Origin of the sequence: Rhodococcus sp. NPDC019647, from assembly GCF_044389235.1 — a bacterium.
Lineage (GTDB): Bacteria > Actinomycetota > Actinomycetes > Mycobacteriales > Mycobacteriaceae > Rhodococcus_F > Rhodococcus_F oxybenzonivorans.
On the sequence record NZ_JBIRXS010000003.1, the window covers coordinates 355612 to 375455 of the forward strand.

Below are 19844 nucleotides of genomic sequence, written 5' to 3' on the forward strand. Positions count from 1 at the left end.
TCTGCACCGACTTTGACCAACGACCCGTGAGTACTTGTTAACAGCGGGGCGTTAACAAGTACTCACGGGTGGCGGAGCCACCTAGACTTCGGGTGGGTGGGTACGCAGGGAGGCGCGATGATTCCCGGGTTTCGCGAGAGGTCGCTGTTTGTGCGCGACGCCCAGGGCAGCGGTCTCGTCGAGGCGTTCGTCATCATCGGCATCCTCACGATCCTGCTCACCCGCGCCTACCTGCATCTGACGGGCTATCCCCAGGTCGGCGGGTCTTCTCTGCACATCGCGCATGTGCTCTGGGGCGGGCTCGGCATGATCGTGGCTTTGGTGACGGTGTTCTCGTTCCTCGGCCGGAAACCGCGCGTGGTGGCCGTCGTCGTCGGCGGCATCGGTTTCGGCTTGTTCCTCGACGAGATCGGCAAGTTCGTGACCAAGACCAACGACTACTTCTACCGCCCGTCCGTCGCCATCATGTACGTGGTGATCGTGGTGTTGCTGCTGCTCAATCGGTGGCTGCACGACGTGCGCCCGCCCACCGTCACAGAGGACGTCGCCAACGCTGCCGCCATTGCCCTGGGCGGCCTCGACCGCGGGCTGGACCGGGTGCGGCGAGAGCAGGCCATCGCTCAACTCCGCCGCGCGGTGGAGGCGGGAGCGGATGCGTCGACAGTCGCGTGCGTTGCCGATCTGCTCGACCGCTGTCCCGATCGGCAAGGCCGGGTGGTGCCGTCGGTGCGCGAACTCGCGCGGCGTGCCACACCCGAGTTCGCGAAGGGCCCGGGTATGCTGTGGACGGCTGCCGTCGGACTGACCGTCTTCTCCACGCTCGGTCTGATCAGCGCCGTCACCACCCTCGACGACGACCTGCGCGGTGCAGGAGCGGACATCGCCACCGTCGGTCAGCTCGTCGGTTCGGCCATCGCATTCGTGCTGTGCTGGAGCGCGACGGTGCGACTGCGCAACGGCAAGATGTGGCCGTTGCAGTTCCTGCGGTCCGCGGCGCTGGTCACCGTGCTGCTCACGGAGGTGTTCGATTTCGTGGCCCAGGAATTCGGCGCGCTGCTCAACGTGGCCGTCGGCCTGGGTGCCCTGATCGTGTTCTCCGCGCGCATCGCGGCGATGGATCGGGCCCGTGCAGCCGATCTCGGCAACTCTGCTGCAACGAAACTCGGCCCATTGCCACCCCGCGAGCCCTCGTCGATTACCGTAGACAGGTGAGCATCCAAGACTCCGGTGCCCCGTCCTGGCCTGCAGTACTGACGTGGCGGGCGGAAAACGCACCCCGTATGGAATCTGTGCGTGTCCAGCTCAGCGGTGACCGCATCAAGGCTGCCGGCCGCATCATCGGCGGCGCATGTCCCGAGCACCCCGCGTTCAGCGCCTCCTACGACCTCGTCACCGACGAAAGCGGCGTCACCCGCCGGCTGTCGCTGCGCACCTCTGTCGCCGCAGGTGAGCGGCAGATGTCGATCAGCCGCGACGAGGAAGGCACGTGGATGGTGCAGCACGGTGCCCACCATCAGCGCTCCACATTCGACGGTGCCCTCGACGTGGACATGGTGCTCAGCCCCTTCTTCAACACTCTGCCGATCCGGCGGTACGGGATGCATCTCGGCTCCGAGGACATTCAGGTGCCCGTCGTCTACGTCAACCTCCTCGACCTCCGGGTCGAGGGCGCCATCCTCACCTACAGCAGCGGTCCGGACGGGATTCACGTCCTGTCTCCGGTATCCAGCTCGTCGGTCACCGTCGACGCCGAAGGGTTCATCCTCAACTACCCGGGGCTGGCGGAACGGATTTAGGCGCTTCGCGCCTGTGCGCCTTTCTGGTAGCTCTGGCAACCAGAAAGGCTCACAGGCGGCGGAGCCGCCCCCCGCGGCGGCCCGCGTCGCGCATCGCCTCGATCCAGCCGTCGTCGCCGGGCACGATGCCGGTGATGTCCCAGGTCTCCTGATTGTCGTATCGGGTGCGGGCGGCATGTCCGGCGTCGACGAGCGTCGCCGTGGACGACTCCTCGGCCAGTTCGGTTCGCGCGCTCTGCAGCAGTTCCAGCGCCTCGTCGAGGGCGATGAGCAGCGCACTCCGGTTTCCCTCGCACATGGCCCGGACCAGACCGGGTGCGCTTCCGGCGACGCGAGTGCCGTCCCGGAACGACCCCGCAGCCAGCCCCAGTGCCAGCGGCCCACCCGCCGCGCCGGTCACGGCCAGGGTTTCGGCGAGCAGGTGCGGGAGGTGCGAGATCCGGGCCACCGCCCGATCGTGTTCGGCGGATTCGGCGGGCACGACGACGGAACCGCAGTCCAAGGCGAGCTGCGCCACCTGCTTCCAGATTCCTGGGTCGACGCCGTCGTCGGTGCCGACCACCCACACCGCCTCCCGGAACAGGTCGGCGCTGCCGACGCTCCACCCAGACGCCGACGTTCCGGCCATCGGGTGCCCGCCCACGTACCGGTCTGCGAGTCCTTGACGGGCCGCCGCGGCCGCGACTTCAGCTTTGACACTGACCACATCGGTGATCGGGCAGTTCGGGGCGTAGAGGGCGATCGCGGTCAAGGTGGCTGCCACGGCGGGGACGGGTACGGCGATCACGATGAGCGCCGATTCCGCCGACGCCCTCTGGAGCACGGCGACCAGATCGGTGTCGGCGTCGAATCCGTCTGCCCGCGCGGCCTCGACGGACTGCGCGGAGCGATTGTGGCCCCACGCGTCGCGGCCCGCCCGTACTGCGGCACGGAGGAGGGATCCGCCGATCAAACCGAGGCCCAGGACGCACACCGGAGGTGCGGAAGCGGTATCTGACACCTGCTCAGGTTGGCACATTCGAGTACGGACTTCATTTACCGGCACCCCGCGGGCTACCGTTGCGCTCATGGGTGCACAGCGCGCGGGAAACAACAGCGCCTCGTCGGATCGGGCTGAGGATCTGGAGGGCTTCGGTGTCGCGGTAGTACACGAGGACGGCCGATGGAAGGTCAAGGCCCTCAGCTCGGCTGCTCTGACCAGTTTGAGCGCCGCGGAGGAGGAATTACGGTCCCTCCGCAGCGCGGGCGCGTTCTTCGGTTTACTCGACGTGGACGACGAATTCTTCATCATTCTGCGGCCGGCGCCGTCGGGCACGCGACTGCTGCTGTCCGACGCCACGGCGGCCATCGATTACGACATCGCAGCGGATGTCCTGGATGCGCTGAACATCGAGGTGCCGGACATCGACCCAGACGACCTCGATGACGTCGAGCCGTGGGAGGAGGGTGATCTCTCGCTCCTCGCCGACCTCGGCCTCCCCGAACCGGTGCTGGCCGTGATCACCGCCGAAACCGACCTGTACCCGGACGAGCAGCTGGGCATGATCGCTCAGCGGCTCGGCTTCACCACGGAGCTGTCGGGGGTTCTCGACAAACTTCCGCGATAGTTCTCGTCCGGTGACACTCCAGGACGACGAGCGGATGATCCGCGTGGCGATCGAGGCTGCGCGCGCCGCCACCGACGCCGATGTACCAGTGGGCGCCGTGGTGTTCGACGCCGACGGGGTCGAGGTGTCGCGTGCGGTGAACTCACGCGAGGCGATGTCGGACCCGACAGCACACGCGGAGATCATGGCGCTCCGGGAGGCTGCCAGGGTCTACGGCGACGGGTGGCGCCTCGAGGGCACGACGCTGGCCGTAACCCTCGAACCGTGCACGATGTGCGCCGGAGCGCTCGTGCTCGCGCGGGTGTCGCGTGTCGTCTTCGGCGCGTGGGAACCGAAAACGGGAGCAGTCGGCTCCCTCTGGGACGTCGTCCGCGACCGCCGGCTCACCCATCGGCCGCAGGTCCGTGGGGGTGTTCTCGAAGACGAGTGTGCTGGAATTCTCGAGGATTTCTTCCGAGAACGGCGCTGACCGGTTTCAAACGTTTTCGTGGGGTACTCGACAGTGTGTAGCCGGGTCGCCGCGATCCGTGCTTCTCTGGAGACAGGCGCCGAACGAGGCGCCGCCGGGCCCGGCACCGGGTCCGAAACGGATTCACGGAGGTATCTCATGGGAATCGCAGACAAAGCATCGAACAAGGCCGAAGACCTCAAGGGTCAGGCGAAGGAAACCACCGGCAAGGCCACCAACGACAAGGACCTGCGCGACGAGGGCAAGGCCGATCAGGCGTCGTCCGCGGTCAAGGACGCCGGCGAGAAGGTCAAGGACGCCGCGTCGAACCTCAAGGACAAGCTCACGTAAAGCGGCTCCACCTGGCGATTTCAGGCTCGGGCGTCACATCCGGTAAAGTCACCGGCGGTGGCGTGTCCGAGCGGCCTAAGGAGCACGCCTCGAAAGCGTGTGACGGGTAACCCCCGTCCGAGGGTTCAAATCCCTCCGCCACCGCCAAGGGCAAAGCCCCTGATCCGGTCCTCGAGACCGGGTCAGGGGCTTTCTCGCGTTTACGGGCCTGTTGCGGCGGGTGCGCTGGCGGAAGCAGTGTCGCTCCCTGCGGTATTTCTGCGCGGCACGGTGAAGGTGGCGACGACGCACAGGACCGCGACGGTGAAGCAGGCGAGTGTGTACCAGAGGTTGCCCACCGGGTCGCCGTTGTCCGTGACGCCGTCGACCGCCCCGAAGTAGTCGGGCAACGCCGTGGCCCAGAGCAGCGCCATCACGCTCAGGTACACCACGCTGTAGCGCTGGACGAAGTGGTTGGTGTATGCGGGACCATCCGTGTTCTCCCCACGCAGCCGCATCCATTGACGGACGAGAATCCAGATCGCGACGACGGTGACGACGAGAAGTTCCGCTGCGTAGAGAACGGCGCGGGCGGTGGTGCTGCCCATTCCGAAGACCGTCGCCGGGAGCGGCAGGATGAACGTGCCCAGGGACGCCAGGACACCGATGACGACTGTGCGCCACACCAGTTCGAGACCGGAGAAGCGCCGGCCCTGGCCGACGAAGAATTGCACGCAGAATGCTAGCGACATCGGCCACAGCGCAGCGAACACGACGACACTCGGCAGTGGCACGGAATCGAACAGCGGTTGATTGATCGGATTCTCGGTCGACCACTCCCACCACCGCAGTTGCGGTCCGAGATGGTCGAAGATCTCGTAGAAGGCGTGGTGGACGAAGCCCACGCAGACCGCGCCGGCGAGCACTCCGTACCGGCGGAAGACACCGAGCATTCTGACGATCTCGAAGGCCATCGTGGCCATCAGCGGGTAGATCGCGATGATGTACAGCGGGAGTCGGCCCCAGAGGAACTCCACGGTGAACACGTTGTGCGCGAACATCGTGTCCACGTGGTCCTCGATGCCGAAGGCGGCGGGGAAGTACAGCGGCGGCTCGATTATGAACAGGTAAGCGGTTGCGCCGAACCAGAGCACCAGGTTGGTGGGATCGCCCATCCGTCGCAAGCGCACGATCGCGACGACGAGCGCGAGCACGGAGCCGAGAACGATGGTGAGCTCGAGGACAGGCAGTGTCCAGTTTTCCAACGCCAGTGGGTTACGGACCTCGACGAGCCCACCGGCTTCCTCGCACGAGAAGCCGAGCGCCGATGCGAGTTGGTCGAATGTGGGTGAGCAATGATCGGCCATCAGCGCGCCTCCGAAGACGCGGCCGTGTCGGCGGAATACCAGTGCGTGACATCGTAGCCGGCCTCGTAGCGCTCGAACCACACGTCGGCGAGTGCGGGCAGCTTCTCGTGATCCGGGTTGTGCCGCGGCAGCTGGCTGCGGATGATGCCCACCAACGCGGTGAGTTGCTTGCCGAGCGGGAGATCGTCGAACGCGCGCATCATCGGGCCGTTGTCCTCGGCGCGCAGCAGGGGCAACCGCTTGCGCAGGTTCTGCTGACGCCGGTACGAGGCGAACATCGACAGCGCATCGACCTTGCGATCCTCGAGCGGGACGTGCCGATTGAAGCCTTCGCAGGCGATCCGGATCACTTTCAGCACGTGCCGGAAGATCGACGGGGCCATCCGCATCCGGTACATGTCACTCCCGACGACGGAATCGAAGATGATGAGCGCAGAACTTCGGTGTTCCACTTCCTCGACGAAGTGCCAGATGAACAGGGACGCGACCCGGTCGTCTCCGGGCCGGAACAGAGTGGAATCGTTGTCGAGCATCAGCTTGAACACCGGAGTGAAGGTCGCTTCCAAGTCGGCGGTGTACGCCAGTCGATAGTTGAGCGAGGTCTGGGCGGTGAGCCGGTCGAATTCTCCGATCACCTCGTCCAGGGTTTCCTGAAGTCCCGGGTATCGATCGATCAGTGCCTTGACGTGCTGGCGGTGAGCCGTCGAGTGCTGCCCTTCCTGCCGCATGAAGGCGTCCGCCTCCTCGGCAACTGCAGAATCGGTGATGAGCGGCTTGGTTTGGAGAATCATTTTCACGATCATCTTCTCGAAGCCGATCGCCAGGAACGAGACCGCGTTGGCCATGCTCGAGAAGGCCGGATTCTCCTCGTTCCACACGAACGGGACGTCGTAATCCGTGAACGCGAAGCGCATCTTTCGGACTTGTAGATCGGTCACTGTGCGATACCTCGTCTTTCGAAACGGGCTGGGTGGAAGCCTCAGTGGCGACGATCATACATACGGCGCCATATCTGTATGATTACTTTCGAGGCTCAGGTCCGAAACGGCGGCGGGGGCTCTGTGGTAGCGTCGCCGTTCATCTGGATGGGCGCGCTCCCGCCGTGGGTTCTGCGCGCCCGACGGACAGAACTCGATCCGAGGAAGCGGCAGTGGCACGAAGGCGCGGCTGGGGCGGTAGTCCACCCGGTGACGATGACGAAGCGTCCCGCCGAATCGTTGTCGCCGCAGTCGAATTGATCGGACAAACGGGTTCGGCGATCAGCATCGCGGATGTGGCGGAGTCGCTCGGCGTCATCCGCCAGACGGTCTACCGATACTTTCCCAGCGCCGACGCACTGATGAGGGCGGCCGCCATCGCGTCCGTCGACGGATTTCTCGATCGCCTGACCCGGCAGGTGAAAGGCATCGAGAATCCGGTCGACGCGATGATCGAGGCAGTGGTGTACACACTGACCGAGGTGCGTCGCACACCCCACCTCGGCATACTGCTGTCGAGCTCGTACTCGAACGTCGATCCCGAGGGCATCACCTCGCACGAGGCGCGCACCTTCGGGATGACGATGATCAAGCGCTTCGACGTCGACTGGGAGGGCTGCGGGTACGACGACCCCGCTCTCGCGGATCTCGTCGAGTACGTCCTACGAACCATGCAGTCGTTCTTCGTTTCCCCGGGGAATCCGCCGAGGAGCGACGATGAGATGCGGCGATATCTTCGGCGCTGGATGGGGCCTGCGATCGCCCCGCAGCAGCCCGTCGCACCGACTCGACGTGCTGCCGACAGCACTGCCCGCGGCGGCTATCGGTTCCTGCAGTAGCAAGCGTGGCTACTTCGTGCGCGTTGCCGAGTTCGACGCCGCATGATCTCACCTTTCGCCGGTGAATTCTCTGTACGCCGACATATTCTCCGAGATCCTGGATCGATGTGCCGCTGCCTGTTTCGGGTCGAGGGTGTGGGGTAACTGCAACAACACGTCCGCTTCGGACGGACCGACGCGTACACACGTTCACGCAGGAGGCAGGGCCAACACATGACTATTCCCGGTGGTAACCCCACACAAGACCAAGCGGGTGCGTGGGCCGGTCCCACGACGCACACGCCCACAACGCGCACACAGGACGAGTCGACGACGGACGTCGCGAAGCAGCAGGCGAGTGAGGTCGCGAGTGATGCGGCCGGGGCGGGTAAGCACGTCGCCGGTGTCGCAGGTGAACAAGCGCAGAATGTCGCCGGCGAGGCGACGCAGCAGGCTAAAGACCTTCTGCAGCAAACACGGAGCGAATTGACTGATCAGGCGGCTACGCAGCAGAAGCGAGTGGCGTCGGGTCTTCGGGCCCTCGGTGACGAGTTCGGATCGATGGCGAGGAACTCGGACCAGTCCGGGATGGCGACCGATCTCACGAAGCAGGTCGCCGAAAAAACACACGCCATCGCCTCGTGGCTGGACGACCGCGAACCCGGGCACGTTCTCGATGAAGTGACACGTTTCGCGCGGCGCAAACCGGGCACCTTCCTCGCTCTCGCCGCCGGCGCCGGATTGCTCGCCGGTCGACTGGGCCGTTCGTTGATGGCGGCGAACGACGATAGTGGTGCCGCCGCGCCGAACCGTGCCCGCGCAGGTCAGGGTGAACAGTGGCCGCCGGAGGTTCCGGATGCGGGAGCACTTCCTCCGGAGCCGCAGCGTCTGTATGACGCGCCGCCGCAGTACCCGCCCTCCCAATATTCACCTTCGCCACAGCCCGGCTACACCCAGCAGCCGGGGTACTCGCAGCAGCCCGGATACACGGAACCGGGGTACGCCCAACCGGGATACACCGGGCAGCCCGGCTACACCCAGCAGCCGGGGTACTCGCAGCAGCCCGGATACACGCAGGAATCCGGCTACCCCGAGACCGGGTACCCGCCGGCCGGCCCGGACGTGACGCGATGAGCGCACCCTACGGATCCCACACCGAAGGAAACGGCACAGAGCCGCCCTCCATCGGCGAGTTGCTGTCGAACGTCAGCGAAGATCTCACCGTCCTGATGCGTCAAGAAGTGGCGCTCGCGAAAGCCGAAGCGACGCAGACCGCCAATCGCGTCGGTAAGGGCGCGGGCATGCTGGCCGGCGCCGCGGTAGCCGCGCACTTTGCGGTGCTCTTCCTGTCCATTGCCGCATGGTGGAGCCTCGGCAACGCGATCGGACGCGGCTGGTCCGCGCTGGTCGTCATGCTCGTGTGGGCGATCATCGCCGCCGTTCTGGCCGTACTCGGCCGCGCGGCACTGAAGAAGGCGCGTGGCCTCCCGCAGACCACCGACACCGCCAAGAAAATTCCCGACGCGCTCACCCCTCACCCCCAGGAGTCGCCATGACCACCAGCCAGGACCCCGACCGTATCCGCGCCGACATCGAACGCACCCGCCGCAATCTCAGCGCCGACGTGGACACCCTCGCTCGGGAAGCGAACCCCACCACCATTGCGAAGAGAAAGGTGGGCAGGATGACCAGCGCGGTCGGCGGCGTGCGCGACCGCGTGATGGGGTCCGCGCAGGACGCCGGCTCCAGCCTCGCCGACGCGCAGAGTTCCGCCGCCGACGCCGCGCAGTCAGCTCCGCGCGCGGTGCGCCAGCACACGCAGGGCAACCCGTTGGCGGCCGGACTGATCGCCTTCGGTGCCGGGTTGCTGGTGGCATCGATGCTTCCCGCGAGTGAGCGCGAACAGGAGGCCGCTCTCGCGGTGAAGGAGAAGGCCGAGCCCCTCACGCAGGAACTGACCGACGTCGCGAAGGACGCGGCCCAGAACCTGAAGGAACCCGCCCAGAACGCCACCCAGGCGGTCAAGGAGACGGTGGCCGATGCCGCGGACACCGTGAAGTCGGAGGGAACGTCCGCCGCCCAGGACGTGCAGGGCCGTGCGGCCGATGCGAAGGATACGGTCCGAGAACAGCAACGCTGACCCGGAATACCGTCGCCCCGTTCGGGTTCCCACCCGAGCGGGGCACGCGTATGTCCCGGTGGGTTCGGCGATGCACCAGCGACTCCAACGCGCGAACCGAGTGACAGCCATTGAAGCTGCAACTACCCTGTCTGCATGAAGAAGCTGTGGTGGGCCATCGGCGGAGTCGTTGCCGTTCTCGTGCTCGCGGTCCTGGTCGGCCCGTGGGCATACGGTCAGTTCATCGCCGAGGACGACGCGCCGGCGGCATCGGTGTCGACCGAGGGCGCCGAGGCGGCTTCCGGGTCGGTCGACGGGCAGTGGACGGTCGTACCCGGTGAGGCACCGAACCAGACCGCCGCGGGATACACCGTCCACGAAATCCTCAACGGCGCGAGCGTGACGGTGGTCGGTTCCACAGGTGAGGTCGCCGGTTCGGCCACCGTCGAGGGCGAGAAGCTGACCGCCGGAGAGGTGAGCGTGCAGGTCGCCGACATCACCACCGATCAGCCGCGTCGAGACGGTCAGTTCCGCGGCAACGTGATGGACACCGACACCCATCCGACAGCCACATTCACCGTCGACGAGCCGGTCGACCTGTCCGGTCTTCCCGAAGACGGTTCGGTGGGGACGGTGACCGCCCAGGGCACCCTGACGCTCAAGGGGCAGTCGCGCCCGGTCACGGTGGACATCGAGGTTCTGCGTTCCGGCGACGACCTGATCGCCTCGGGCAGCATCCCGGTCACCTGGACGGACTTCGGAGTGCAGCCACCGTCACTGGGCTTCGTGACCGTGGACGGCCGCGGTACCGTGGACTTCCTGATCAGCCTGGCGCGCTCCTGACGGTGCCCATCCGGGCGGCCCGAACACGTAGCCGAGTTTGTCTCGCCACGACCGCGCGTTGCGCCAGTCCCGCCCGATCGCGGCGTACTCATGGGTCTGCAGCTTCCAGAGGTTGTACGTCCCGACCGGCTTGGTGAGTCGATAAGTGGGGCGGTGGTTTTCGGTCCGGAAGGTGCCGAACATCCTGTCCCACACGATGCGGATTCCGGCGTAATTGCGGTCGAGATACTGCGGGGTCGCAGCCGTGGCAGGTTTGCTCCTTTTCATACTCAGGTGATAGGAATTCGGTGTGCACATCACCGCCAAGGTGGACTACGCCGTGCGGACGCTCATCGAATTGGCCGCGGCCGGGCCGTCACCGTCCAAAGCCGAGTTTCTCGCGCACGCGCAGACCATTCCGCACAAATTCCTCGAAGCCGTGCTCGCCGACCTCCGGCGCGGGGGGCTCGTGAACAGCAGGCGCGGCCCCGACGGCGGCTACTGGCTGGCCCGTCCGGCGTCGGACATCTCCATCGCCGACGTGATTCGTACCGTCGAGGGCCCGCTGGCCTCGGTGCGCGGCGAGAGGCCCGAGGACGTGGAGTACGGCGGGCCGGCGGCCAAGCTGCAAGACGTGTGGATCGCCGTGCGAGTGAACCTGCGTGCGGTACTCGAGAACGTGAGTGTGGCCGACATCGCCGAGGAGCGGCTCCCGGACTTCCTCACCGCACTCACCGCGGATCCCGGCGCGTGGGAGCGCCGCCCCCGTGCGGCTGCACCGGCGGCCGAGGACGCACAGCGCGGCTGATCGTGCGGGCCGCCGCTCAGGGCTTGCGTGCGAGGTACCCGAACATCGTCACGGACATGTGAAAGTCGCCGGTGTGGGCGCCGGACTCCAGCTGCTCGAGAAGGGCTTTCCGTTCGGCGGGGGAGATCGCACCTTCGGCCACCGCCGCATCGATCATCATCGTGACCAGCGGACCCGTGGCATCGCCGGGTTCCTGCATCAGTGCCTGCGAACCTGTGTCCTCGACGACGAGGCCGGCCCGCGTCAACTGACCGGGCAGGAGCCGGCCCGAATACGGATTGGCGGTGTTGGTCAGCATCACGTCGGTGATGCGAGCGAGAACGTCGGGATCGCCCGGATGCAGTATCGCAGTTCCCCAGTCGCTGTCGAGGATCACGGCTCTTCCGTCCGGTTTCACGACGCGCGCCACTTCCGCTGCCGCTCGTTCCGGCTCGGTCAAATGCTGGAAGACCCGCTCGCAGCGCACGGCGTCCAGACTGCCCGTCGCGAAGGGTAGGGAATAGGCGGTGCCGACGACGAACTGCGCCGTCGACCGCGCGGCCTCCGTTCGTTCGCGCGCGAGGAGCACCATTCCGGGATTCGGGTCCAGCCCGATTGCTCGCCCCGACGCGCCGACGGCATCAGCCATTGCCCGCGTCTCCGATCCGGTTCCGGAGCCGATGTCGAGCGTGTGTTCACCCGGTTCGAGATGGAGGGCGTCGTGGGACCAGGCGCGCAGACGTCGGATTCCCGGCCGCTCGGCCTGGATGTCGAGGACGGAGGCGAGTTGTTCGAGGGCGTTTCGGTCAATTTCGTCGGACCGGAACGACAGCGGCACGGCCGAATCTGCCATGAATCCACGGTAGTTCAGCGGTGACGGCGAGCACAGCCGAACGGTCGAGTGGTCAACGTCATAGAAATTGCACTCCTCTGCAAAATTGCAGAGCTCTGCAAGTTCTGTACGGTGGATGGGGTGATTTCGGAAATGGGACTGCGGGACCGTAAGAAAGCCGCTACTCGCGCGGCTCTCAGCGGTGCCGCCGCGCGCCTGGCCCGGGCGCTGGGCATCGAATGCGTCACCGCCGACGCCATCGCGTCCGAGGCGGGTGTGTCGACTCGGACGTTTCACAACTACTTCTCCAGCAAGGAAGAGGCGGTACTGGCGCATTTCGAGGAGTCCGTTCACGACTGGGTGAACCTGCTCCGCGCTCGTCCGGAAGACGAGCCGATCTGGGATTCCCTCGAACACGTGGTGGTCCAGATCGTCACCGATCCTGCGAAACCTCTCGAAGAGACCGTCGTGATGATGGAGCTCGTCGAGACCAGCCCCGCGCTGCTCGCGAAGAAGCTCGAAGTGCACCTTCGGGTGACCCGCCTGGTCGGTGAGGTGATCGCCGAACGGACGGGCACCGATATCGACACCGACCTCTACCCCAACCTGCTGCACATGGCAGTCGGCTCGGCATGCAAGGTGTCGCTCGATCTGTGGATGAGCGGCAAATCGGGTGCGAGCGGACCCGAAGAACTGGTCCGCGACGCCATGCGTCAACTCCGTCAGGGAATCCCGCAGCCGTAACCGGTTGCGCCCGAACCCCTCGTTCCACCGACTCAGAAGGAGCCTCCAGTGGCCACCTATCTCTATCGGATCGGCAGATTCGCCTACCGGCGAAAAGGTGCGGTCATCAGCGTCTGGTTGGTGATCCTCGTCCTCATGGGTGTCGGGGCGGCAACCCTGTCGGGTCCCACCAAGGACTCGTTCTCCATTCCCGGCACCCCGGCGCAGCAGGCACAGGACTTGATGGCCGAGCGCTTCCCCGAAGCGGCCGGCAACAACCCCATGGAAGCGGTGAGCGCCAGGTTCGTCTTTGCCGCACCCGAGGGACAGACCCTCGAGAGTCAACAGAGCCGGCAGGCGATGGACGCCGTGCTCGCCAAGGTGCGGGGAATCGAACAGGTCCAGGATGCAGCCAAGGTCGATCCCGCAGTCGCTTCGGGAGCCGACGCCGCGCAGGCACTGGTCAACCCGGTCGAGGCGAACACGCAGCTCCTCGACATGGCGAAGTCCTCCGCCGCGGACAAGGAGATCAGCGAAGAGACGGCCGTCGCGAACGCACAGGCGCTGTCACCGCTGAACGCGGACAGGACCGTCGGCTACGTCGAGGTGCCCTTCAAGGGCGACATGGGCGACGTGGACAAGGTTCTGCGCGAACAGATCTCGTCGGCGGCTGACGCCGGCCGCAACGCCGGCCTGACCGTCGAGATCAGTGGATCGGCCGCCAACGATGCCGAACCGCCGGGCGGCGCCACCGAGCTCGTCGGAATCGGTGTGGCGGCCGTGGTTCTGGCCTTGACCTTCGGCTCGCTCGTCGCAGCCGGTCTCCCCTTGATCACCGCGATCATCGGAATCATGATCGGCAGCCTCGGAATCACCGTGGCCACCGGGTTCACCGACCTGAGTTCGATGACGCCCACCCTGGCCATCATGATCGGCCTCGCGGTCGCCATCGACTACTCCCTGTTCATCGTGTCGCGTTTCCGACACGAACTCTCCCTGACGTCGGACCGCTCGGAAGCGGCGGGACGTGCCGTCGGCACGGCCGGTTCCGCCGTGGTGTTCGCCGGTCTCACGGTCATCATCGCGCTCATCGCGCTGCGCGTCGTCGGAATCCCGTTCCTCACGGACATGGGTGCGGCTGCCGCGTTCACGGTGCTCATCGCCGTCATGATCGCGCTCACACTGCTGCCTGCCATCCTCGGGTTGTTCGGGCGCAAGGCATTTGCCGGAAAGATTCCCTTTCTGCAGAGTCGTGACCTCGAAGACGACGAGGGTAAGCCGAGCTTCGCGCTGCGGTACATCAGCGCAGTGGTGCGCAGACCCGCCATTCCGTTGATCGCCGGTGTCGTGCTGCTGGGCGCACTCGCCATTCCCGCGACGGGACTCAGCCTCGCTCTTCCGAGTGAGGGCACAGGCGACCCCGCCACCAGCTCACGGCAGGCCTACGACCTGGTCGGCGAAGGATTCGGTCCCGGCAAGAACGGTCCCCTGCTCGTCGTCGTCGACGCCAAGGACCTCACCTCCGGCACACCGGCTGCCGCGTTCGACGAAGTGGTGAGCACCATCTCGGCGCAGGACGACGTGTCGAATGCTCAGATCGTGGGCGTGAACCGGGCGGGTGACACCGCGCAAATCCTGGTGACACCGACCAGTGCACCCAGTGACCCGGCAACGATGGACCTGGTCAACAACATTCGCGGTGCGGAAACCGCACTGCACGATTCGATCGGCGTCAACTACGGCGTCACCGGGCAGACCGCCCTCGAAGGTGACGTGTCCGAGACGCTGCAGGATGCGCTGATTCCGTACCTCGCCGTGGTCGTGGGTCTCGCCTTCCTCCTGCTGCTGCTGGTGTTCCGCTCGATACTGGTGCCGCTGACGGCAACGCTCGGCTTCCTGCTCAGCGTCGCCGCCACCTTCGGTGCCACGGTCGCCGTGTTCCAGGAAGGCTGGGGAGGCCTCATCGCCAACCCGCAGCCGATCGTGAGCTTCATGCCGATCTTCCTGATCGGAGTGGTGTTCGGGCTCGCGATGGACTACCAGGTGTTCCTGGTGACCCGGATGCGTGAGGAGTACGTCCACGGTGCGACCGCGAAGCAGGCCGTCACCGTCGGCTTCAACCACGGCGCCCGCGTCGTCAGCGCAGCGGCCGTCATCATGATGTCGGTGTTCGCCGCCTTCATCGCCGAACCCAACTCGTTCATCAAGTCGATCGGCTTCGCCCTGGCGGTGGCCGTGTTCTTCGACGCTTTCGTGGTCAGGATGGTGATCATCCCGTCGGTCATGGCGCTGCTCGGCGACAAGGCCTGGTGGCTGCCCAAGTGGCTCGACAAGATCCTGCCCAACGTCGACATCGAGGGCGAGAAGCTACGTCAGGCGCTCCCCGAGTCGGACGACGCGCTGCAGCCCACGCGGTAGGCGCTCCGCGCCCGTGCGCCTTTCTGGTAGCCCCAACTACCAGAAAGGCGCACGAGGCCGTAGGCCCGGTAACCTTCGAAGATCATGATGACGCGTCAGGATCGCAGCCCATGCTGAACCGCTTGCTCTCCACCTACCTTCGCCCGTACAAGCGGGAACTGATGCTGGTGGTCCTGTTCCAACTGGTCGCGACGGCGGCCGCGCTCTACCTCCCCAGCCTCAACGCCGACCTCATCGACAACGGGGTCACGAAGGGCGACATCGGCTACATCCTGTGGACGGGTGGCGTGATGTTGCTCGTCACCGTCGTCCAGATCGTGTGTTCCATCGGTTCCGTGTACTTCGGTGCGCGCGCGGCCATGGGCTTCGGGCGTGACGTGCGCCGGGCGGTGATGCATCAGGTCGGTAGCTTCTCGTCCCGCGAATTCGGCCGCTTCGGTGCACCGTCGCTGATCACCCGGAACACCAACGACGTGCAGCAGGTGCAAATGCTCGTCGTGATGAGCTGCACCATTCTGGTGATGGCGCCGATCATGTGCATCGGCGGCATAGCGATGTCGATACGCGAGGATGTCGGGCTCGCCTGGATCCTCGCCGTCACCGTGCCCGTCCTCGGATTGTCCATGGGGTTCGTGATCTCGCGGATGGTGCCCGCCTTCCGTGAGATGCAGACCCGGATCGACGGAGTCAACCGCGTCCTGCGCGAGCAGATCACCGGCATCCGCGTGGTCCGGGCGTTCGTCCGTGAACGCTCCGAGATCGAACGTTTCGAGACGGCCAACGAACAACTCACCCAGACCGCCCTGCGCGTCGGCCGCCTCACCGCGATCATGTTTCCCCTGGTCATGGTGATCGCCAATGTCACCAGCGTGGCCGTCATCTGGTTCGGCGGGCACGAAATCGACAGCGGCAGTATGCAGATCGGTTCGCTGACGGCGATGCTCAGCTACATCATGCAGATCCTGATGTCGGTGATGATGGCCTCGTTCATCGCGATGATGGCACCGCGGGCGACGGTGTGTGCAGAACGCATCGGTGAGGTTCTGGCCACCGAGTCGACCGTGGTCCCGCCGGCCGAACCTGTCACCCGGATCGAGCATCCGGGGGTGGTGGAGCTGCGCGACGCGCAATTCAAGTTCCCCGGCGCCGACGAACCGGTGCTCCGCGACATCAGCTTCCGGGCAGAACCGGGCAAAACCACCGCGATCATCGGCGGCACCGGATCCGGTAAGACCACGCTGCTCTCGCTGATCCCCCGCCTCATCGACGCCACGGCCGGCACCGTCACCGTCTCCGATATCGACGTCCGGCGCCTCGACCTCGACGTTCTGCGGTCGGGGATCGGTTTGGTTCCGCAACGGCCGTATCTGTTCTCGGGCACCGTCGCCACCAATCTGCGGTACGGCAAACCTGACGCGAGCGACGAGGAGTTGTGGCACGCGCTGGAGATCGCGCAGGCCGCCGACTTCGTCCGGGCGATGCCGGAGGGCCTGGACACCCCCATCGCGCAGGGGGGCACCACCGTGTCGGGTGGGCAGCGACAGCGACTGGCCATCGCGCGGGCTCTGGTACGCCGCCCGTCGATCTATCTCTTCGACGATTCGTTCTCCGCTCTCGACCTCACCACCGACGCTCGCCTGCGCGCCGCACTCGAACCGGAAACGGCGGACGCCTGCGTGATCCTTGTGGCGCAACGGGTGTCGACCATCGTGGAGGCCGACCAGATCGTGGTGCTCGAGGACGGCGCCATCGTCGGAATCGGTACCCACGACCACCTGCTCGACACCTGCCCCTGTTACGTCGAAATCGTCGAATCCCAACGATCGATTCAGGAAGCCCTATGAGCGATCGCACGAGCACCGCCACCGCCGAGAAGCCGGCGGGCCCCCGGATCCCGGGGCCGGTCGCGCCGGGAGCGCCCGGCTCCAAGCCGCACGCTCTGTGGCCGTCCACCAAGAGGTTGCTGGGGCGGATGCGGCCGCATCGCATCGCCGTGAGCACCGTCATTCTGGTCGCCGGGGTGGCGGTGGTGCTCACCTCCATCGCGCCGCGCCTGCTCGGTCAGGGCACCAACATCATCTTCGACGGCATCGTCGGCAAGCAGTTGCCGGCGGGAATGTCGAAGGACCAGGCCGTCGCCGCACTGCGGGCCGACGGGCAGGGCACGTTCGCGGACATGGTGTCCGGCATGGCCGTGGTACCCGGAGTCGGTATCGACTTCGGTGCACTCGGTCGTGTTCTCGCGATCGTCCTCGCGTTGTATGTCGGGTCGTCCGTATTCATGTGGCTGTCCGGGTACCTCCTCAACATCGTCGTGCAGGGAGTGGTGAAGAACCTGCGCGCCGAGGTGGAACGCAAGATCCACCGGCTTCCGCTGCGCTACTTCGATTCCCATTCCCGCGGTGACCTACTCAGTCGCGTCACCAACGACATCGACAACGTGTCGCAGTCGTTGCAGCAGACGATGAGCCAGCTGATCGTGTCGGCCATGACCGTGATCGGCATCCTGGTGATGATGATCGTGATCTCGCCGTTGCTCGCACTCATCGCCGTACTCACCGTCCCGCTGTCGGTGCTGGTAACAGCGCAGATCGCGAAACGGTCCAAGACGCATTTCGTCGCGCAGTGGAAATCGACCGGGGCGCTCAACGCAGAGGTGGAAGAGGCCTTCACCGGCCATGAACTGGTCACCGTGTTCGGCCGCAGCCGAGAGGTGGAGGCCCGGTTCGAGGAACAGAACGAAAACCTGTACCAAGCGAGTTACCGGGCGCAGTTCATCTCGGGCCTCATCATGCCCGCGATCATGTTCCTCGGAAACCTCAACTTCGTGGCGATCGCCGTCCTCGGCGGCATGCGGGTGGCGTCCGGCACGATGAGTCTGGGTGACGTGCAGGCGTTCATCCAGTACTCCCGCCAGTTCACGCAGCCGCTCACCCAGATCGGCGCCATGGTCAACCTCATGCAGTCGGGTGTGGCCTCCGCCGAGCGGGTGTTCGCGATCCTCGACGAGGACGAGGAAGAGCCGGATCTGCTCGACGCCCGGACCCCCGAGCTGGCGAAGGGACACGTCGAGTTCTCGAACGTCTCCTTCAGTTACTCACCGGAGAAGCCGCTGATCGAAAACCTGTCACTGGTGGCCGAGCCGGGACAGATGGTCGCGATCGTGGGGCCGACCGGCGCGGGAAAGACCACGCTGGTCAACCTTATTCTGCGGTTCTACGACCTCGACGGCGGCAGGATCCTCCTCGACGGTGTCGACATCGCCGAGATGTCTCGGGACGACCTGCGGTCCCGGATCGGCATGGTGTTGCAGGACGCCTGGTTGTTCGGGGGCACCATCCGCGACAACATCGCCTACGGCCGACCCGACGCCACGGAGGAGGAGATCCTCGCGGCGGCACGGATCACCTACGTCGACCGGTTCGTCCACTCGCTGCCCGACGGCTACGACACCGTCATCGACGAGGAAGGCAGCAACATCAGCGCGGGTGAGAAGCAGCTGATCACGATTGCGCGCGCCTTCATCTCGCAGCCGTCGATCCTGATCCTCGACGAGGCGACGAGTTCGGTGGACACCCGTACCGAACTGCTGGTGCAGCACGCCACGGCGGTCCTGCGCAGCGACCGCACCAGCTTCGTGATCGCACACCGGCTGTCGACGATTCGCGACGCCGATCTGATCGTCGTCATGGAGGACGGACGCATCGTCGAGCAAGGCAGCCACGAAGATCTGCTGATCGCCCGCGGCGCGTACTACCGGCTGTACAACAGCCAGTTCGTGGGTGCCGACGTCTGACCGGTCTCCCTATTTGACGAGGGTGAACTGCATGACGTCGATGTGCCCGGATCGGAAATGGGCGGCGCAGCCGAAAAGATACTTCATGAACCGTTCATACATTTCCGATGAGGACAGCTCGATCGCCTCGGCGCGACGTGCCGTCAGAGCGTCGGCCCAGTGCTCGAGCGTCCGCACGTAGTGCTGCTGCAAGGATTGAATCCGCTCGATCCGGAAGTTCGCCTTGTCGACGGCTTCTTCGATCCACTGTGGTTGGGGCAGTTGGCCACCGGGGAAGATCTGCCGCTTGATGAAGATGTGGAAGAGGGCGTTCTCGCGGGTCACCGGGATACCCATCTCCTTCAGGGCCGACAGGGGATGGCCGATGATCGTGTGCAGGAGCATCCGGCCGTCGTCCGGCAGCATGTCGTGGCAGTTGGAGAAGAAGGTGTCGTACCGTTCACGCCGGAAGTGTTCGAAGGCGCCGATGCTGACGATGCGGTCCACCTTTTCGTGGTATTCCTCCCATCCCCGGAGATGGACTCGGCCCGTCCGGGGACCGGGATGGTCCGCCAGCAGCCTGCTCACGTGGTCGTACTGGTTACGGCTGAGCGTGAGGCCTTCGACGTTGACGTCGTACTTCTCCATCGCCCGCAACATCGCCGCGCCCCAGCCGCACCCGATGTCGAGAAGGGTCATTCCGGGGTGCAGATCGCACTTGCCCAGTGACAGATCGATCTTCGCGCGCTGAGCCTCCTGCAGAGTCATGTCCTCGCGTTCGAAGTACGCGCAGCTGTACGTCATGGTCGGGTCGAGGAACAGTGCGAAAAAGTCGTCCGAAAGGTCGTAGTGCGACTGCACCTGCCGATAGAAGGGTTTCAACGCTGTGTGCGACATACCTGACCCCTTGTCTCCTCGGGCCGGCCGCCTCCCGGGCGATCCGGAGGACTCCTCGCGCCGACTCTGCCGAGGGGATACCCAAACTTTCCCGGCTGACTCACCCGCGCATACCGGAGGTGAGGAAG

20 protein-coding genes, 1 tRNA gene and 1 pseudogene are annotated in these 19844 nt (G+C 65.6%); 16 read left to right on the forward strand and 6 right to left on the reverse strand.

The genetic code is table 11. The annotated features are described in order from the left end of the window. The first annotated feature begins 117 nt into the window (after window positions 1-117). Both ACH49N_RS09265 and ACH49N_RS09270 read left to right on the forward strand, forming a co-directional pair. Window positions 118-1212 carry a hypothetical protein gene (locus ACH49N_RS09265; RefSeq protein ID WP_358272052.1) on the forward strand — a complete coding sequence of 365 codons (1095 nt, stop codon included), beginning with the start codon at window positions 118-120 and terminating at the stop codon, window positions 1210-1212. After that, window positions 1209-1796: a putative glycolipid-binding domain-containing protein gene (locus ACH49N_RS09270; RefSeq protein WP_358271616.1), complete on the forward strand. Its 588-nt coding sequence runs from the start codon at window positions 1209-1211 to the stop codon at window positions 1794-1796. Before ACH49N_RS09265 ends, ACH49N_RS09270 begins: the two co-directional genes overlap by 4 nt. 49 nt (window positions 1797-1845) lie before the next feature. Here ACH49N_RS09270 and ACH49N_RS09275 read toward each other — a convergent pair whose 3' ends face one another. Further along, on the reverse strand, window positions 1846-2814 hold the full coding sequence (locus tag ACH49N_RS09275) for a prephenate dehydrogenase (protein WP_358272050.1): 969 nt from the start codon (window positions 2812-2814) through the stop codon (window positions 1846-1848). Window positions 2815-2863: 49 nt separating this feature from the next. On the opposite strand from ACH49N_RS09275, the gene ACH49N_RS09280 reads away from it, so the two are divergent. From ACH49N_RS09280 to ACH49N_RS09295, 4 genes are all read left to right on the forward strand, one after another. Further along, window positions 2864-3403 (forward strand): tRNA adenosine deaminase-associated protein, encoded by a 540-nt coding sequence (locus ACH49N_RS09280; RefSeq protein WP_159918877.1) that lies wholly within the window; start codon window positions 2864-2866, stop codon window positions 3401-3403. A gap of 10 nt (window positions 3404-3413) precedes the next feature. Continuing rightward, window positions 3414-3872 (forward strand): nucleoside deaminase, encoded by a 459-nt coding sequence (locus tag ACH49N_RS09285; RefSeq protein ID WP_109326169.1) that lies wholly within the window; start codon window positions 3414-3416, stop codon window positions 3870-3872. 138 nt (window positions 3873-4010) lie between these two features. Beyond that, window positions 4011-4202: a CsbD family protein gene (locus tag ACH49N_RS09290; RefSeq protein ID WP_159918878.1), complete on the forward strand. Its 192-nt coding sequence runs from the start codon at window positions 4011-4013 to the stop codon at window positions 4200-4202. Between the two features lie 56 nt (window positions 4203-4258). Beyond that, window positions 4259-4349, forward strand: a tRNA-Ser gene (locus tag ACH49N_RS09295). 53 nt (window positions 4350-4402) lie between these two features. On the opposite strand, the gene ACH49N_RS09300 is transcribed toward ACH49N_RS09295, so the two are convergent. Together ACH49N_RS09300 and ACH49N_RS09305 are read right to left on the reverse strand one after the other, a co-directional pair. Continuing rightward, entirely contained in the window at window positions 4403-5548 is a 1146-nt protein-coding gene (locus tag ACH49N_RS09300; protein WP_358271613.1) for a hypothetical protein, read from the reverse strand. Then, window positions 5548-6486: a metal-dependent hydrolase gene (locus ACH49N_RS09305; RefSeq protein ID WP_358271611.1), complete on the reverse strand. Its 939-nt coding sequence runs from the start codon at window positions 6484-6486 to the stop codon at window positions 5548-5550. The genes ACH49N_RS09300 and ACH49N_RS09305 overlap by 1 nt, the downstream gene beginning before the upstream one ends. Window positions 6487-6698: 212 nt before the next feature. Here ACH49N_RS09305 and ACH49N_RS09310 point away from each other — a divergent pair, with 212 nt between their 5' ends. The 5 genes from ACH49N_RS09310 (at window position 6699) to ACH49N_RS09330 (ending at window position 10305) form a co-directional block, all read left to right on the forward strand. After that, window positions 6699-7364 carry a TetR/AcrR family transcriptional regulator gene (locus ACH49N_RS09310; RefSeq protein WP_358271609.1) on the forward strand — a complete coding sequence of 222 codons (666 nt, stop codon included), beginning with the start codon at window positions 6699-6701 and terminating at the stop codon, window positions 7362-7364. A 213-nt stretch (window positions 7365-7577) separates the two neighbouring features. Then, window positions 7578-8477, forward strand: coding sequence for a hypothetical protein (locus tag ACH49N_RS09315; protein ID WP_358271608.1), 900 nt, complete (start codon window positions 7578-7580; stop codon window positions 8475-8477). Then, window positions 8474-8899, forward strand: a complete 426-nt coding sequence (locus ACH49N_RS09320) for a phage holin family protein (RefSeq protein WP_159918882.1) — start codon at window positions 8474-8476, stop codon at window positions 8897-8899. Before ACH49N_RS09315 ends, ACH49N_RS09320 begins: the two co-directional genes overlap by 4 nt. After that, window positions 8896-9483: a DUF3618 domain-containing protein gene (locus tag ACH49N_RS09325; protein WP_250765409.1), complete on the forward strand. Its 588-nt coding sequence runs from the start codon at window positions 8896-8898 to the stop codon at window positions 9481-9483. Before ACH49N_RS09320 ends, ACH49N_RS09325 begins: the two co-directional genes overlap by 4 nt. A gap of 135 nt (window positions 9484-9618) precedes the next feature. Further along, window positions 9619-10305 (forward strand): YceI family protein, encoded by a 687-nt coding sequence (locus ACH49N_RS09330; RefSeq protein ID WP_358271606.1) that lies wholly within the window; start codon window positions 9619-9621, stop codon window positions 10303-10305. Here ACH49N_RS09330 and ACH49N_RS09335 read toward each other — a convergent pair. After that, window positions 10237-10555, reverse strand: a pseudogene (locus tag ACH49N_RS09335) (sterol desaturase family protein); the annotation flags it as partial. The gene ACH49N_RS09330 and the pseudogene ACH49N_RS09335 overlap by 69 nt on opposite strands. Before the next feature lie 39 nt (window positions 10556-10594). Here ACH49N_RS09335 and ACH49N_RS09340 point away from each other — a divergent pair. Next, complete coding sequence (locus ACH49N_RS09340) at window positions 10595-11092, forward strand: Rrf2 family transcriptional regulator (RefSeq protein ID WP_358271604.1); 498 nt, start codon at window positions 10595-10597, stop codon at window positions 11090-11092. A 16-nt stretch (window positions 11093-11108) separates the two neighbouring features. Here the strand turns inward: ACH49N_RS09340 and ACH49N_RS09345 are convergent, their stop codons facing one another. Further along, window positions 11109-11924: a class I SAM-dependent methyltransferase gene (locus ACH49N_RS09345; protein WP_358271603.1), complete on the reverse strand. Its 816-nt coding sequence runs from the start codon at window positions 11922-11924 to the stop codon at window positions 11109-11111. A gap of 120 nt (window positions 11925-12044) precedes the next feature. Here ACH49N_RS09345 and ACH49N_RS09350 point away from each other — a divergent pair, with 120 nt between their 5' ends. The 4 genes from ACH49N_RS09350 (at window position 12045) to ACH49N_RS09365 (ending at window position 18840) form a co-directional block, all read left to right on the forward strand. Further along, entirely contained in the window at window positions 12045-12647 is a 603-nt protein-coding gene (locus ACH49N_RS09350; RefSeq protein WP_358271601.1) for a TetR family transcriptional regulator, read from the forward strand. A 48-nt stretch (window positions 12648-12695) separates the two neighbouring features. Further along, window positions 12696-15044, forward strand: a complete 2349-nt coding sequence (locus ACH49N_RS09355; protein WP_358271599.1) for an MMPL family transporter — start codon at window positions 12696-12698, stop codon at window positions 15042-15044. A gap of 110 nt (window positions 15045-15154) precedes the next feature. Beyond that, window positions 15155-16888 carry an ABC transporter ATP-binding protein gene (locus ACH49N_RS09360; protein ID WP_358271598.1) on the forward strand — a complete coding sequence of 578 codons (1734 nt, stop codon included), beginning with the start codon at window positions 15155-15157 and terminating at the stop codon, window positions 16886-16888. Further along, window positions 16885-18840 (forward strand): ABC transporter ATP-binding protein, encoded by a 1956-nt coding sequence (locus tag ACH49N_RS09365; RefSeq protein ID WP_358271596.1) that lies wholly within the window; start codon window positions 16885-16887, stop codon window positions 18838-18840. The genes ACH49N_RS09360 and ACH49N_RS09365 overlap by 4 nt, the downstream gene beginning before the upstream one ends. A gap of 9 nt (window positions 18841-18849) precedes the next feature. Here the strand turns inward: ACH49N_RS09365 and ACH49N_RS09370 are convergent, their stop codons facing one another. Beyond that, window positions 18850-19716: a cyclopropane mycolic acid synthase family methyltransferase gene (locus ACH49N_RS09370; RefSeq protein ID WP_358271595.1), complete on the reverse strand. Its 867-nt coding sequence runs from the start codon at window positions 19714-19716 to the stop codon at window positions 18850-18852. Window positions 19717-19844 lie beyond the last annotated feature (128 nt).

What these genes read in the sequence shown, in the direction of transcription:
- ACH49N_RS09265 (WP_358272052.1), top strand. Translation starts at nt 118, where the DNA reads ATGATTCCCGGGTTTCGCGAGAGGTCGCTGTTTGTGCGCGACGCCCAG.
- ACH49N_RS09275 (WP_358272050.1), bottom strand. Translation starts at nt 2,814, where the DNA reads ATGTGCCAACCTGAGCAGGTGTCAGATACCGCTTCCGCACCTCCGGTG.
- ACH49N_RS09280 (WP_159918877.1), top strand. Translation starts at nt 2,864, where the DNA reads ATGGGTGCACAGCGCGCGGGAAACAACAGCGCCTCGTCGGATCGGGCT.
- ACH49N_RS09290 (WP_159918878.1), top strand. Translation starts at nt 4,011, where the DNA reads ATGGGAATCGCAGACAAAGCATCGAACAAGGCCGAAGACCTCAAGGGT.
- ACH49N_RS09300 (WP_358271613.1), bottom strand. Translation starts at nt 5,548, where the DNA reads ATGGCCGATCATTGCTCACCCACATTCGACCAACTCGCATCGGCGCTC.
- ACH49N_RS09315 (WP_358271608.1), top strand. Translation starts at nt 7,578, where the DNA reads ATGACTATTCCCGGTGGTAACCCCACACAAGACCAAGCGGGTGCGTGG.
- ACH49N_RS09320 (WP_159918882.1), top strand. Translation starts at nt 8,474, where the DNA reads ATGAGCGCACCCTACGGATCCCACACCGAAGGAAACGGCACAGAGCCG.
- ACH49N_RS09325 (WP_250765409.1), top strand. Translation starts at nt 8,896, where the DNA reads ATGACCACCAGCCAGGACCCCGACCGTATCCGCGCCGACATCGAACGC.
- ACH49N_RS09330 (WP_358271606.1), top strand. Translation starts at nt 9,619, where the DNA reads ATGAAGAAGCTGTGGTGGGCCATCGGCGGAGTCGTTGCCGTTCTCGTG.
- ACH49N_RS09345 (WP_358271603.1), bottom strand. Translation starts at nt 11,924, where the DNA reads ATGGCAGATTCGGCCGTGCCGCTGTCGTTCCGGTCCGACGAAATTGAC.
- ACH49N_RS09360 (WP_358271598.1), top strand. Translation starts at nt 15,155, where the DNA reads ATGCTGAACCGCTTGCTCTCCACCTACCTTCGCCCGTACAAGCGGGAA.
- ACH49N_RS09365 (WP_358271596.1), top strand. Translation starts at nt 16,885, where the DNA reads ATGAGCGATCGCACGAGCACCGCCACCGCCGAGAAGCCGGCGGGCCCC.
- ACH49N_RS09370 (WP_358271595.1), bottom strand. Translation starts at nt 19,716, where the DNA reads ATGTCGCACACAGCGTTGAAACCCTTCTATCGGCAGGTGCAGTCGCAC.